The following is a 13,933-nucleotide window of genomic DNA, read 5'->3' on the forward strand; positions in this document are numbered from 1 at the left end:
TCTTAATTTTTATTTTTTATTCTAAAATACTCATCTAACACATTTTTTTCAATTTCCTTCAATTTTTGCACATTTTCAACAATTTTTTTATTCTCTCCAACATACCGAATCAATTTCATATTTTCATCAAAATAGTACCTCTTTTCAGAAATTTTTGATTTTCTGCTGTCAAAAACTTCTCCAACTTTCATATTATCTCTTTTATACCAGTCAGCGTTCACATAATACGGAACATTATATTTTTCAGTTTTATCAAAAATAAAATAAACTTTTCCATTTTTTACGTAATACTCCGTCGTTCCTCTCCAGGTTTCACCAAAATATTCAGTTATAATTTTCTTAACAATTCCATTTTGAAAATAATATCTTATAACACCACCCTCTATACTCTGTTCATCATCTTCAATTTCCTTCACAATATAATTCTTTATAGCATTAGTGCTTTTATAATCTTTCCTAATTTGAGCAATCTTACTTTCAACATTTACATTACCAAAACTTACCAAACTTACCAAAACAGCTATTATCACACTTTTTCTAAAAATTTTCATAAAATCTCCCCTTTAAATTATAATTTTTCATTTATTCAATATAATTTTACCTCAATAACTTCTAATTTACAATATTATTTAAAAAAAATTAAATTGTTTTTAAAACTTTGTCCAAAATTAAAATTGCCTCATCAATTTCTTCCTTTCTCACATTAAATGGCGGAAAAAATCTCACAACGTTATTTCCAGCTCCAACTAACAGCAGACCACTTTCCAATGCTTTTAAAACAACATCTTTTCCCAAGACTCTGCTTTCGTCAAATTTTATTCCCAAAAGCAGACCTTTCCCACGAATTTCCTCAATAAAATTATATTTCCCCTTCAATTCTTCCAATTTTTTAAGAGAATACTTCCCTTTTTCCACAACATCCTTTTCAACCAGTTTATTGTCAATCAATTCATGCAAAACAGCATTTGCAACAGCACAGACTAGCGGATTCCCTCCATAAGTTGAACCATGATCTCCAGGCTCTAAAACATCGTTTGCCTTACCCTTTGTAAGAGATGCTCCAATTGGAACACCGCCACCAAGCGACTTTGCCACAGTGACAATATCTGGAATAATCTCAAAATTTTCATAAGCAAACAATTTTCCAGTTCTTCCCATTCCGCATTGAATTTCATCAAAAATTACAAGTGCGTTATATTTTTCACTCAGTTCCTTTATTGCCTGCATAAATTGAGGCGTTGCACTTTCCAGCCCACTTTCCCCTTGAATCGGCTCCAAAATTATGGCTGCTGTTTTCTCGCTCACTTTTGCCTTCAAATCTTTCACATCATTAAAATTACATTGTGCAACATTGGAAATCAAAGGCTCAAAAGGTTTCTGATATTTAGGCTGTCCTGTTACTGCCAATGCCCCTGTTGAACGTCCATGAAATGAATTTTTCATATAAATTATTTCAGTTTTGTCAATAATTTTATTTCCATTTTCATCATACGATAAATTATTACCGTATTTGCGAGCAATTTTTATTGCCAGTTCAATTGCTTCTGTTCCGCTGTTAGTAAAAAATACTTTCTCCATCGCACTGTTTTGTGTAAGTTTTTTTGCCAGCTCTAATTGAGGCTCGCTGTAATAAAGATTTGAAATATGTATCAATTTTTTACTTTGTTCAGTCAAAGCATTTATAATTACTGGACTTGCATGCCCCAGACAGTTTACCGATATTCCCGATACAAAATCTAAATATTCATTCCCTTCATTGTCGTAAATATATGTTCCTTTTCCTTTTTCAAATATTTTATTATAACGATTATACACATTTAATAACATTTTTCTTCATTCCCTTCTAAAATTTAATTTATTTTTTTATTAAAGTTCCAGCTCCCTCCTCTGTAAACAGCTCCAATAATAATGAATGTTCCAGCTTCCCATTTAAAATAACTACATTTTCCACACCATTTTCAATCGCATCTAGGCAAGTCGTAACTTTTGGCAGCATTCCACCACTAATAATTTCTCGTTCAATTAAATCGTTCACTTTTTTCACATCAATTTCATCAATAAGCGTCTGCTTATTATTATAATCAAGTAAAATTCCATCAACATCTGTCAAAAATACCAATCTATCTGCCTGTAATTTCCCAGCAATCGCGCCTGCCACATAATCGGCATTAATATTGTATGTCTGACCATTCTTGTCAACTCCGATAGACGAAATCACAGGAATCACATCATTTGGCTCCAGCAATTTTATTACTTCCGTATTAATTTCCTTAATTTCTCCAACAAACCCAATATCAATCTTCTCTCCATCAACTTCAGCAAACTTCTTCTCAACAAACACCATATTCCCGTCTTTTCCACTAAGTCCAGCAGCTTTTCCGCCATATTTATTAATATCCGCAACAATTCCTTTATTTACTTTCCCAGAAAGCACCATTTCCACAATCTCCACAGTTTCCTCATCAGTTACACGATTTCCATCAATAAATTTGCTCTCTTTTCCAATTTTTTGAAGCATTTCATTAATCTCAGGTCCGCCACCATGCACAATCACAGGATTTATCCCAACATATTTCATAAGAACTATATCTTGAATAAACTGCTCCCGTGCAGCAGGATTGACCATCGCACTTCCACCATATTTAATCACAATCGTTTTATTATGATACTTTTTTATAAATGGTAACGCTTTTACTAAAATTTTTGCTTTATCTAAATTTGAAATCATATTTTCCCTTTCTTTTTATCAAAATTTTCTCATTTCTTTAATTTTTTAAAAAAATTAACCATCTAAAAAAATCTAACAGACAAATAATTCTCAAAATTATAAAAATTATTAAGTATGGTACTCCGCATTTATTTTCACATAATCATAACTCAAGTCACATCCCCACGCAGTCGAAGAAAACTCTCCATCATTCAGTTCAATCAAAATTTCAACTTTCTCATTTTTCAAAATTTTAACAGCCTTTTCGTTGTCAAATTCTATTCCCATGCCATTTTTTGCAACTTGGACTCCTTTTTGTAAAGCATTAGTATCATTTCCGAGAAAAATATTTATTTTATCAACAATAAGTTCTGCTTCAGAATAACCTACAGCACAAAGGATTCTTCCCCAGTTTGGATCTTCCCCAAATACAGCCGCTTTGAAAAGGCTTGAAGTTATTACTGATTTTGCAACTTTTTGTGCGTCTTTTTTACTTTTTGCCCCAGTTACAGTAACTTCAATTAATTTTGTCGCCCCTTCCCCGTCTTTTGCAATCAGCTTTGCCAGCTCCTGATTCACAAAATAAAGCGCCTCTTTAAATTTGCTGTATCCTTCAGAATTTTCATCTACAATTTTTTTATTTTCAGAAGCCCCATTAGCAATAACACAAGCCATATCATTTGTACTTGTATCTCCGTCAACTGAAATCATATTAAATGTGCTGTCTGTGATTTCGGAAAATATTTTTTGCAGCAACGATTTTTCAATATTTACATCTGTTACTGTAAAAGCCAGCATTGTAGCCATATTTGGATGTATCATCCCAGAACCTTTTGCCATTCCCGCAACTGTTACTGTTTTTCCATCTATTTCAATTTCTGCACAAATTTGTTTTGTAAAAGTATCTGTTGTCATAATCGCTGCCGCTGCGTCATTTCCTCCATCTTTCGATATTTCTTTACAAATTTTACTAATTCCAGTTTCTATCTTTTTCATATCCAGCTGAACTCCAATAATTCCAGTAGACTGCACTAAAATCTCCTCTTTTTTGAGTCCCAGCTCATTTGCTGCAAATTCCGTCATTTTTTTAGCATTTTCAAGTCCAGTTTCTCCAGTACACGAGTTAGCATTCCCGCTATTTACAATAATCGCCTGTGTATTTCCATTTTTTATATTTTCCATATTTAAAATAATCGGAGCCGCTTTTACAAGATTTTTTGTAAACACTGCAGCCGAAACTGCCTTTTTCCCGCTATAAATCAATGCCAGGTCTTTTTTCCCGCTTTTTTTCAACTGTGCCGATATTCCTGCCGCCTTTATCCCTTTAACATTAGTAATTGTCCCATCTTTTATTATTTTCATAAAAATCACTCCTTTTAAAAATTAAATATACATTGATAAAAATTCCAGCCCCATATTTTCTTCAAGCTCAAACATAATATTCATACTTTGAACAGCTTGCCCCCCTGCACCTTTTATGAGGTTGTCAATCGCAGAAATTACAATAATATTTCCAGTTTTTGAGTCATAACGGACACCAATTTCACAAACATTGCTATTTTTCACATTTTTTATCTCTGGCAAATTTTCAGTAACCCTTATAAAATACTCATTTTTATAAAAATCATTATAAATTTCATAAATTTTTTCTTCTGTCAAGCTTTCCTTCCATTTTTCATTCACTTCCAGATAAATTGTTGAAAGAATTCCCCTATTTATTGGTAATAAATGTGGAGTAAACACTACATTCATATCGTTTTCTGATAATTTATCCATTTCCTGCTTTATTTCAGGCGTATGTCTATGCTTTAAGACTCCATAAGCCTTAAAACTTTCATTTACTTCTGTAAAAATCGTATCTATTTTGACACTTCTCCCTGCTCCTGAAACTCCAGATTTTGAATCAATTATTATTTTATCCGTTTTTACAACTTTATTTTTTAAAAGCGGCGCCGCTCCCAGTATCGCCGATGTCGGATAACACCCGGGACAGGCAACAACTTGACTTTCCTTTATTCTTCCCCTATTCAGCTCAGGCAAGCCATAAACTGCACTCTGATTAATTTCAGGAAACTCATGCTTAACATCATACCATTTTTCATAAGTTTCCGAGTCATCCAGCCTGAAATCTGCTCCCAAGTCAAAAACTTTTACATTATTTTCGAGCGCCTTCTTAGTTATCTTTTCCGACAATCCATGCGGCAATGCCAAAAACAGCACATCAATTTTTCCAAAATTTTCCTCAGCCTCTTCCTGCGAAATCAATTTCTTCTCAAAATATTTTTTATAATTTGCATACACTTCGCCCATATTCTCTCCAGCATTTGAATACGAAGAAATAAATTCAATCTCCACTTCTTTATGATTATTCAATATCCATACAAGCTGCTGCCCAGCATACCCAGTCGCTCCAATAACTCCAACTTTTATCATAATTACCATCTCCCTGCATTTTTTTATAAAAAAAAGCCCTTTTTACAGGCTCTAAATAAAATTATACAAATTGTATATAAAAACAAAGAGCCAACAACCCAAAGGTCATTGGCAAAAGTAAAATTTTTATGTAAAACAGGAATCCATTATAAAAATGATTATACACCATCTGACAAGGGTTTATAATTTAATTGTGTAAATTTATTATCCCTTATCCTTCTTATCATTTTCATAATCTTTTCCTCCTATCATTTTAATTTGTTTTTTGATAAATCTATTATAGCAGAAAAATAATCTAAAATCAATATATCAAATATATAAGTTTTAAATGTTATCATTAATAAAATTAATCTTTTAGCTTTTATAATCTTTTATTTTACAATTTCAAAATCAACTAGTATTGGCAAATGATCTGAAAGCTGAGTTTGTATAACTTCATAACTTTTTACTTTTATTTCCTTTGAACAAAGTATAAAGTCAAGTTCCCGCTTTGGATTCCAGCTCGGAAAAGTTGGATCTTTCCTTATGTTTATATTTTGCAGGTTAGAAGCCTGTAAAAACATTTCAATTTCCTCTTCTCCCCAGAACACATTAAAATCTCCAGCGACTATAACTGGCTTTTTGCAGTTTTTCACAAAATTGTAAAGCTGTACAATCTGTTTCTGTCTCGTTTTTCCACCAAGTGCCAAATGAACTAGAAACACCACAATATCTTCCGTTTCCACCTCAATAATTAATTTTTTCATTCCAATATCCAGATAATGAAATTCTTCCCGTAAAACAGGTTTTTTAGAAAGTATCGCATTTCCTTGCTTTCTTACCATTGGAAATTTCATATAGTTGGAATCTTCCTCATATTTGTACTGATAAACATTATTATTTCTAGTAATTCTTCCAAGAAGTGTAGCCTGATTTTTGCTATACATTCTAAATGAACCAAGATCAACTTCTACAAGTCCCACAATGTCAGGCTTATATTTATTAATAAATTTCCCAATCCGATAAACATGCCTTACAGAACGTCCCAAATACCCTCGCATATGTTTAAACGGCTGATTCAAATATTTTCCAGTCCCGTATCGAATATTATACAAAAGAAATTTCATTTCTCCTCACTTCTCTTTCCCATATTTACAAAATTATATTATAAATTCAAACCTCTTTATAACAATTCCAGTTTAAAACAAAAGTGGAAAACTAGACTCCGTCTATAGGCAATCCATTGCTTTTTTCACATCTTTAATCCAATTTTTAAGTTGAGTGATTAATACTGAATATTTATTTTTTTACTATCCCAACTCCATCTCCAAACGGAAGCAGTACAAAATTATACTCTTCATTTAGCTTTTCTATAAACTCTTTGAGCCTTTTTGCAATTGTCTTATATCTTTTTGGAATTTCTTCCTTATCTGTTGCAACCAGTCCACGAAACATTAGATTATCAATAAAAATAATTCCATTTTCATTGAGAAGTTCATAGCTCATTTCAAAAAACTTCAAATACTGACCTTTTGACGCATCAATAAAAATAAAATCATATTTCACATTCTTATCAAGTTTCGGAATTTCTTCCAAAGCATCTCCAAAAATCATCTTATTCTTTTCAAATAATCCAAGTTTCTCAAAATTTTCCACAGCTTTTCCATAACGAATTTCATCAATTTCCATTGTTGTCAAAAACCCGCTATTTTCATTAGCGATTTGTGCCAAAAATAGCCCCGAATAGCCTGTCGCTGTACCAATTTCCAAAATATTTCGAGCCTTTATATTTCTAGCAGTAAAAATCATATAATTTAGCACTTCATCTGTAATAATCGGCACATTTTCATCTAAACTTTCGTTTTTTATATCCTGTATAATTTCATTCCTTATTTTAAACAAATTCTGTGCATATTTCGATGATTCTATAAAATTTTCTATCATAAATTTTCCTTTTTTCTTTTATTGTATATTGACATTCATTTAAAACTAAACCTCCAAAATTTTAGCGGCATGTCTGTAATCTTTGAGTCAAATTTTAAACTATCTTTGCTATAATCTAAATTATTTTAGAAAAACCAAACAATTTATTCCCCTTTTTTAAAAATATACATTTTATTTATTCACTTATAAGAAGCCTTTCCTCCCCTTTGCTAAGAACAGTTCCTAATAAATCCTGTATTTTAATAAAGAATAGCATTTTTGTGTTAAATCTAAAATTCCAGTTTCCAACTTTAATTTTTTATATTTTTAATTTAATATTTACAGCATTTCCCCCATTTTAAAAATAGGCAGCATAACTGAAAATACAATAAGCCCAATAATTACTCCGATAAAAATTATCGAAAGCGGCTCAAACATTTTTAAAAACCATTTTATTTTCTCGCTAACTTTTTCGTAATAAATTTCATTCAAATTAAAAAATGATATTTTCATTTCGCCGGTCTTTTCTCCAATTGCAAGGAAACTTACGTATTCATTATCAAAAAAAGTCGTATTTTTAAAGGATTTTTGAATACTCTCACCCTTTTCTATTTTCAAAATAATTTTTTTCAGTTCCTCATTTAAAATATAACTTTTGGAATTTGTACACATTTTTAAGGATTGAATCAATGGAACATTGGCATCTGTCAGAGAGTACATATTTCTTGTAAAATTCAATATGCAAATATTTTTATACATTTGCCCAATCAGTTTCATTTCTAAAAAAATTTTTTCAAAATTCTTTTCATTTTTTCCTTTCCAATTTTTTAATCCAAAAAATAAAAAAATTATGGCAATTAAAAGAAAAATACCATATTTATCCGTTATTTTACTAATATTTATAACAATTTGCGTAACTTCTGGCAATTCCTGACCAATATCAGAATAAATTACCACAAATTTAGGCACTACAAATTTTAACAGTATGAATACAATAATTAACGCTGTAATTATAACTGTTACTGGATAAATGCTCAAATTTTTCACATCTTTTTTTATTTTCTGATTAAACTCGTACTTTTCATACAGATTCTTAAAAACTATTTCCAAATTTCCAGTTTCTTCCCCAATTTTAATCATTTCCATAAATTCCTTATTTGCAGTAATCTTTGAAAAAGCCCTATGAAGAGAAACTCCCTTTTCAATTTGCTGTTTTGTACCAATTATCTTACTTTTCAAATCTCCACTATAATTCTGTGCAACAATTTCAAGTGTATCAATTAGTGAAATTTTACCATTTAATAAATAATATACACTTTTAGTAAATGATAACAATTCCTTTTCATTAATTCCACTTTTATTATTCTTTGCAATATTTATCATTTTAATTAATCCCCCCTTGATTAATTACAATCAATCATTATTTTTTACTGTTTTCCAACGCGATTTTTCCCAATGCAATCGATCCGATAAATCCAGCTTCATCCCCAAGTCCTGGATAAACAACATAATCTTCAATTTTTTCTAAAATTTCCTCTTTTTGAACATAACCGTTTAAAAATTCCAGTACATATTTTCTAATTAATGGAAACAATTGCTGCTGTTTCATAACTCCCCCACCCATAATTATTTTTTGTGGAGATAAAATTAAAGTGTAGTTTACAACAGCCTGAGCCAAGTAATATGCTTCCATGTCCCAAACTTCATCCCTATCGGCAAGTTCAAATCCTTTCTTACCCCATCTGTCCTCTATTGCAGGCCCTGCCGCCATTCCTTCCATACAGTCCTTATGGAAAGGGCATCTTCCTTCAAATTTATCGTCTTTATGTCTTTTCAAGAATATGTGTCCCATTTCAGGATGAGTCAATCCTTGAAGCATTTTACCATCAACAACTGCTCCAGCCCCAATTCCAGTTCCAACAGTAATATACATAACATTTTTCAAATTTTCTCCAGCACCCCACCAGCTTTCCGCAAGCGCCGCTCCATTTACATCAGTATCAAATTCCATTGGAACATCATAATGTTTTTTCAACTCTCCTATCAAATCATAATCGCTCCAGTAAGGCTTTGGAGTTTTTGTAATATATCCGTAAGTTTTAGAGCCTTTTACAGGATCAATCGGTCCAAAGCTCCCAACACCCATTACATCAAATTCCTTGTCTTTAAAATATTCAATAACTTGTGCCATTGTTTCTTCAGGAGTTGTAGTTGGAATACTTACTCTGTCAATGATTTTTCCGTCTTCAGTTCCCAATCCACATATAAATTTTGTTCCCCCAGCTTCAACTGCCGCAATAATTGCCATAATTTCACTTCCTTTTCTTTTTAAATTTTTATTTGTATTTTTTTATTTTAAAACACCTTTAAATTAAAGGACATTTCATTTTTATATATTTTTTAATATATTGTCATTATCCTTGTAAAATTCTATTATTTCATCTTGCGTTGCTGTAGCCGTTCCTATTTTTGCCACTACAATTCCAGATGCCATATTTGCAATTACCCCAGCCTCATACAAATCCGCTCCAGCACATATCGAAAGTAAAAATGTCGATATAAATGTATCTCCAGCCCCTGTAACATCATAAACTTCCCTTGCCACAGTCGGTATCCTCTTATGTTTTGTTCTAAACAGCGAAACTCCCTCTTCACTTCGAGTAAGCACAACGCTGTCCAGTTTTAAATCATCCTTTAACTGAGCCATTTTTTCAGCAATTTCTTCCTCGCTCGTAAATTTTTTCATTCCAAAATAATCCAAAATTTCTTTTCTATTTGGAGTCATTGAAGTTGCTCCAACATAATTTTTAAAATTCTGCGGTTTTGGATCAACCATTACTTTTTTATTATGTTTTTTTGCTACTTCTATAATTCTTTCTGATAAATGTTTTGTAAGCAACCCTTTATTGTAATCAGAAATCAATACTGCATCAATATTTTCAATATTTTTTTCAAAATTTTCCAAAAGTTGATTTTGAATATCTTCTGAAATATCAGTATCTTTTTCCCAATCCAATCTAAGTAACTGTTGGCCTTGTGACAAAACTCTGCTTTTAATAATTGTTGGACGTGTTTCATCCTTCACAATTCCAGCAGGATTCACATTTTTATCTTCAAGCTCCTTTATAAATTTTTCTCCATTTGCATCATTACCAATTACTCCGTAAACAAAAACTTTTGCTTCAAGCGAAGTCAAGTTATTTGCTACATTTGAAGCTCCTCCTAATACAAATCTTTCCTCTTCAATATTCACAATTGGAACAGGCGCTTCAGGAGAAATTCTGTTAACCTTCCCAATTAGATACTCATCTAGCATCATATCACCAATTACAGCTATTCTGACACTACTAAATTTTTTTATTATTTCTTCAAGCCTTTGAATTGAAATCATCTTTATCCTTTCCTTAAATTCAAATTCATTAATTTACTGTTTTAAATTATAATTTTAATTTTAGTATTTATTTAATATTATACTACATATTTTGGAAATTTTCAGTATAATTTGTAAAGTTTTTCATTTGAACTGAAAAAAGTTTAAAATGATTATTTTTTAATTAAGTTTTATCTTGAATTACTGCCTCAATTTCAATATAAATATCCCGCATTTCCCTATTAGTACGTCGATACTTAAACAGCGGACCAATTATAGGAATTTTTGATAGTACTGGGACTCTTCTTATGGTTTCCTTGCTCACATCCTGCTTTAATCCTCCAATAAAAGTTGAGCCGCCGTTATTCAACGTAATTGTTGTTTTTGTCTGATTCTTTTGTTTAGCTCCAGAAGATGCGTTATAGCTTGAAGTCAGCTTAAAGTTGCTTATTTCTGTATCAATTTTAAGCAGAATTTTCTTTATTCCATTAATTTTTCTAATTTCAGGATTTATCCTAAAGACTATACCTGCTTCAGAAAAAATTGGCTCTACATATTCTGTATCTTTCTTTGTAGTCTTTTTTTCTCCAACAAGCACTTCCTCCGTAACCTTTAATTCCCCTTCCTCATTTTCCATAATCATAAGTGTCGGCATTGCTTCTATCCGTATATCTCCATTTTCCTTCAACAAATTAAAATCTATTCCTAAAAATCGTCCTCCTTTTGAAAAAATTGACGCAATCGAAACTTCTCCATTTAAAAATTTTGCCACCAGATTATCTTTAGTCGCATTAGAATTATTACTATTTATGCTCCAGTCAATTCCAAGCCGCTCAAACAGATTTGAACTTGTATCAATTATAGTTCCCTTTATTATAATCTGCTCCTTTTCCTTATCCAGCGACTTTATAATCCTTTTCATCTCCTCAACTTTACTCTCATCTCCACTAAAAATTACTTTATTGTCAATTCCAATAACTTCAAATCCAAAAAATCCATTAAGTGCCTCGGTAATATCCTTTACATTTCTGTATTCCAAGTCAACTTCTCCAGTTTTCTTTTTAACTTCCTTTACAGTCTGCTGTACATTATTCTGATTCTGTCCCTGACTCTTATTTTCCTCTTTTTTAGTTACAGGATTATTATCTTTATTATCCTTTTTATTACTGTTTTTCTTCTTATTATCACTATTTTCCTTTTTTTCAGCCTGCACTTTCTTCGGAACTTCATAAATAAATATTTTTTTAGCATTTTCCACATCGCTCTTATTCACATAATCAGCCGCTTTCGCTCCAAAAACATTACTCAAAGCAAGCAAAAAAGCCAAAAAGCAAACAATTAACAATCTGTAACTTCTCTTTTTTTTCAAAATTTTAATCCCCACTTTCAAATATATGATTTATGCAATTTTCCCTTTATTTTCAGCATTAATTTTCTTTTTGTCTATAACTTTCTCTATAAAACCAAGCGAAATTTTAAATCCATCGCTTGTGAGTTCCATAAACATTTTGGAAGTATCAATATATTTTCTGCTTTTATTCACAAAATAAATAAATTTTCCAAAATCATTAAGGCTTCCATACATCGTAAAATGAATATATTTAAGCCTATATCCATTGCGTTCCCACACATTTTCCGATTTTGAGATTTCCTTCATTTTAAGCCCGCTGTCATGCGAAAACACATAAATCATCTTTTTAAATTCAGATTCATTTTTTATTGACAAAAACGATAATCTTTGAGTCAATGCCAATATTTGATTGTATTCGCCTATAATTCTTTCACGTTCTGACTTTTTCTCCTCCACTACATCTACAATCTTACTTTCCAGATTCCTTTTATTCTCAATCAAAATCTTTCTATTATTCAAAACTTCCTTATATTTCCCATACTTTTTGTTAATACTTATCAGCATAAAAACAACTCCTGCCACAAGTATTAATATCTTCAAATTTAATTTTATCATCTTATTTCTTCCTATATATCTTTATTCTATTAAAAAGTTTAATCACACAGTAAAACTTAAACATTTTTGACCGTTTGGCTTAAACTATTTAATACTTATCAATTTAAAATGGTTCAAGTACATACTCAAAAACCGTTGCAGTGTCATTATCCTTCAAATACCCCAATTCAGAGCTTGGATATTTTCTCAAAATATTATTCTCAAATTTTTCAAAATTACTAAAATTTTCCATCTCCCCCTGTACAGTCCACTTTGTATTCTCATAATTAATTTTCGTATAACCAATACCATTTTTACTATTTTCAACTAAAAATTTTATAACCGAATAATATTCTCTCCTTTTTATCGCTCCATCAATTTCACGAAGTGTGGCAAGCTCCTTTGAATAATCTGGAATTTCCTCAGCCTTTTTCTTCAAATAATCCTTTTCTAGCGATTTTATCTCCTTCTGAATGATTTCATTTTCAACAGTTTTTTTCTGAAGTGGAATTGAATTATAAATCCAAAAATACGCAATGATACAAATTCCAGCAATAACAACATCAGAAAATTTTATATTTTTTACGCTCTCTTTATCAAAAATTGCCGTTTTCTTCATAAAATCAGGACTATCCGAAAGTTCAGCCCCTGCAAATATAACTTTTACATCATTTTCTCCACTTCCAACAACTATCATATCTCCAAAATCAAAGTTTTCAACATCATCCACATCCTCAGTTTTCAGCTCAATTTTTTCCACTTCAGCAATTTTCTCATCCACAATTAAAATTCTAAGGCTATTTTCTTCCCCAATCTGCAAAATCTCTATTCTATCACTTTTATTCCCTGACTTTACACCATTATCAAAAATTCCTTGATTATCGCTACTCTCTTCATTTATATCAATTTCCTCTATTTCACCAAAATTCCTATCGATATCTAATTTTTCAATAACTCCTGTTTCCTGAATACCTTCAAAATTTCCTATCACATTCTGAAAATTTTCTTCATTTTTCAAAAAATTATTTTCATTTTCAAAATTTTCATTCTGATTTATTTCAAAATTTCCGTCCCTATAGTAATTATAAACAGCGTCAAAATCTATTTTCAGCTCCGAAATTATCACAGAATATTTTTTCAAGCAATTTTTTACTTTATTAATCTCCCTTTTATCCAAATAAATATCTAAAAATTGATTTTCCAAATGATTTATAACCAATTTTCTATTCACCAAACTAATCTTTTTCTTAAAAATTTCCGAAATATCTTCCAAATTTAGAGACTTTTTCTCTAACTTTTCAACATTATTTTCTTTTTTATCAGATTTTTCCACATTTTCTCCAAAATTACTAAATAAAAAATATGAAAAATGTAAAATTACAGTCGCTTTCATGTTTTTTTCAATCTGATTTTCCTCAAAAAACGACTCTAAAGCCATTTCAAGCTCCTGATTTTCAAAAAAATATATTTCTTCGTTAAAATATATATAAATTTTATTTTTTCTTCTTATATATATTTTTATTTTTTCTTCCATCACTCCCCCTTTAATATTTTATCTTATTTCTAAGTATTCCAT

General features: G+C 30.7%; 13 protein-coding genes. All 13 read right to left on the bottom strand.

What is annotated here, in order from left to right; translation table 11 throughout:
• Positions 1–2: 2 nt before the first annotated feature.
• The gene (locus FVE77_RS09230; RefSeq protein WP_026746982.1) at positions 3–551 is read right to left on the bottom strand and encodes a hypothetical protein; all 549 of its coding nucleotides are present in this window, start codon (positions 549–551) and stop codon (positions 3–5) included.
• A gap of 88 nt (positions 552–639) precedes the next feature.
• Positions 640–1,827, bottom strand: a complete 1,188-nt coding sequence (locus FVE77_RS09235) for an aspartate aminotransferase family protein (protein ID WP_026746981.1) — start codon at positions 1,825–1,827, stop codon at positions 640–642.
• A gap of 28 nt (positions 1,828–1,855) precedes the next feature.
• Positions 1,856–2,728, bottom strand: a complete 873-nt coding sequence (gene argB / locus FVE77_RS09240) for an acetylglutamate kinase (RefSeq protein ID WP_026746980.1) — start codon at positions 2,726–2,728, stop codon at positions 1,856–1,858.
• 108 nt (positions 2,729–2,836) lie between these two features.
• Positions 2,837–4,069 carry a bifunctional glutamate N-acetyltransferase/amino-acid acetyltransferase ArgJ gene (argJ, locus tag FVE77_RS09245; protein ID WP_026746979.1) on the bottom strand — a complete coding sequence of 411 codons (1,233 nt, stop codon included), beginning with the start codon at positions 4,067–4,069 and terminating at the stop codon, positions 2,837–2,839.
• A 21-nt stretch (positions 4,070–4,090) separates the two neighbouring features.
• A complete protein-coding gene (argC, locus tag FVE77_RS09250; RefSeq protein ID WP_026746978.1) occupies positions 4,091–5,140 on the bottom strand; it encodes an N-acetyl-gamma-glutamyl-phosphate reductase in 1,050 nt (349 codons plus the stop codon).
• Between the two features lie 371 nt (positions 5,141–5,511).
• Positions 5,512–6,246: an endonuclease/exonuclease/phosphatase family protein gene (locus FVE77_RS09255; RefSeq protein ID WP_026746977.1), complete on the bottom strand. Its 735-nt coding sequence runs from the start codon at positions 6,244–6,246 to the stop codon at positions 5,512–5,514.
• A gap of 172 nt (positions 6,247–6,418) precedes the next feature.
• Positions 6,419–7,063 carry an O-methyltransferase gene (locus FVE77_RS09260; RefSeq protein WP_026746976.1) on the bottom strand — a complete coding sequence of 215 codons (645 nt, stop codon included), beginning with the start codon at positions 7,061–7,063 and terminating at the stop codon, positions 6,419–6,421.
• Positions 7,064–7,381: 318 nt separating this feature from the next.
• Positions 7,382–8,425 (bottom strand): type II secretion system F family protein, encoded by a 1,044-nt coding sequence (locus FVE77_RS09265; protein ID WP_026746975.1) that lies wholly within the window; start codon positions 8,423–8,425, stop codon positions 7,382–7,384.
• Positions 8,426–8,462: 37 nt separating this feature from the next.
• A complete protein-coding gene (locus FVE77_RS09270; RefSeq protein WP_026746974.1) occupies positions 8,463–9,350 on the bottom strand; it encodes an ROK family protein in 888 nt (295 codons plus the stop codon).
• 81 nt (positions 9,351–9,431) lie between these two features.
• A complete protein-coding gene (rfaE1, locus tag FVE77_RS09275) occupies positions 9,432–10,433 on the bottom strand; it encodes a D-glycero-beta-D-manno-heptose-7-phosphate kinase (protein ID WP_026746973.1) in 1,002 nt (333 codons plus the stop codon).
• A gap of 163 nt (positions 10,434–10,596) precedes the next feature.
• On the bottom strand, positions 10,597–11,781 hold the full coding sequence (locus FVE77_RS09280; protein ID WP_026746972.1) for a type II secretion system protein GspD: 1,185 nt from the start codon (positions 11,779–11,781) through the stop codon (positions 10,597–10,599).
• A gap of 30 nt (positions 11,782–11,811) precedes the next feature.
• Positions 11,812–12,378 carry a hypothetical protein gene (locus tag FVE77_RS09285; protein ID WP_026746971.1) on the bottom strand — a complete coding sequence of 189 codons (567 nt, stop codon included), beginning with the start codon at positions 12,376–12,378 and terminating at the stop codon, positions 11,812–11,814.
• Positions 12,379–12,481: 103 nt separating this feature from the next.
• Positions 12,482–13,891, bottom strand: a complete 1,410-nt coding sequence (locus FVE77_RS09290) for a hypothetical protein (protein ID WP_026746970.1) — start codon at positions 13,889–13,891, stop codon at positions 12,482–12,484.
• Between the last annotated feature and the right edge of the window lie 42 nt (positions 13,892–13,933).

It is taken from the genome of Leptotrichia hofstadii, assembly GCF_007990525.1.
GTDB classification, from domain to species: domain Bacteria; phylum Fusobacteriota; class Fusobacteriia; order Fusobacteriales; family Leptotrichiaceae; genus Leptotrichia; species Leptotrichia hofstadii.

Coding starts and splice junctions, on each gene's coding strand:
- FVE77_RS09230 (WP_026746982.1), bottom strand. CDS start 551: ATGAAAATTTTTAGAAAAAGTGTGATAATAGCTGTTTTGGTAAGTTTG.
- FVE77_RS09235 (WP_026746981.1), bottom strand. CDS start 1,827: ATGTTATTAAATGTGTATAATCGTTATAATAAAATATTTGAAAAAGGA.
- argB (WP_026746980.1), bottom strand. CDS start 2,728: ATGATTTCAAATTTAGATAAAGCAAAAATTTTAGTAAAAGCGTTACCA.
- argJ (WP_026746979.1), bottom strand. CDS start 4,069: ATGAAAATAATAAAAGATGGGACAATTACTAATGTTAAAGGGATAAAG.
- argC (WP_026746978.1), bottom strand. CDS start 5,140: ATGATAAAAGTTGGAGTTATTGGAGCGACTGGGTATGCTGGGCAGCAG.
- FVE77_RS09255 (WP_026746977.1), bottom strand. CDS start 6,246: ATGAAATTTCTTTTGTATAATATTCGATACGGGACTGGAAAATATTTG.
- FVE77_RS09260 (WP_026746976.1), bottom strand. CDS start 7,063: ATGATAGAAAATTTTATAGAATCATCGAAATATGCACAGAATTTGTTT.
- FVE77_RS09265 (WP_026746975.1), bottom strand. CDS start 8,425: ATGATAAATATTGCAAAGAATAATAAAAGTGGAATTAATGAAAAGGAA.
- FVE77_RS09270 (WP_026746974.1), bottom strand. CDS start 9,350: ATGGCAATTATTGCGGCAGTTGAAGCTGGGGGAACAAAATTTATATGT.
- rfaE1 (WP_026746973.1), bottom strand. CDS start 10,433: ATGATTTCAATTCAAAGGCTTGAAGAAATAATAAAAAAATTTAGTAGT.
- FVE77_RS09285 (WP_026746971.1), bottom strand. CDS start 12,378: ATGATAAAATTAAATTTGAAGATATTAATACTTGTGGCAGGAGTTGTT.
- FVE77_RS09290 (WP_026746970.1), bottom strand. CDS start 13,891: ATGGAAGAAAAAATAAAAATATATATAAGAAGAAAAAATAAAATTTAT.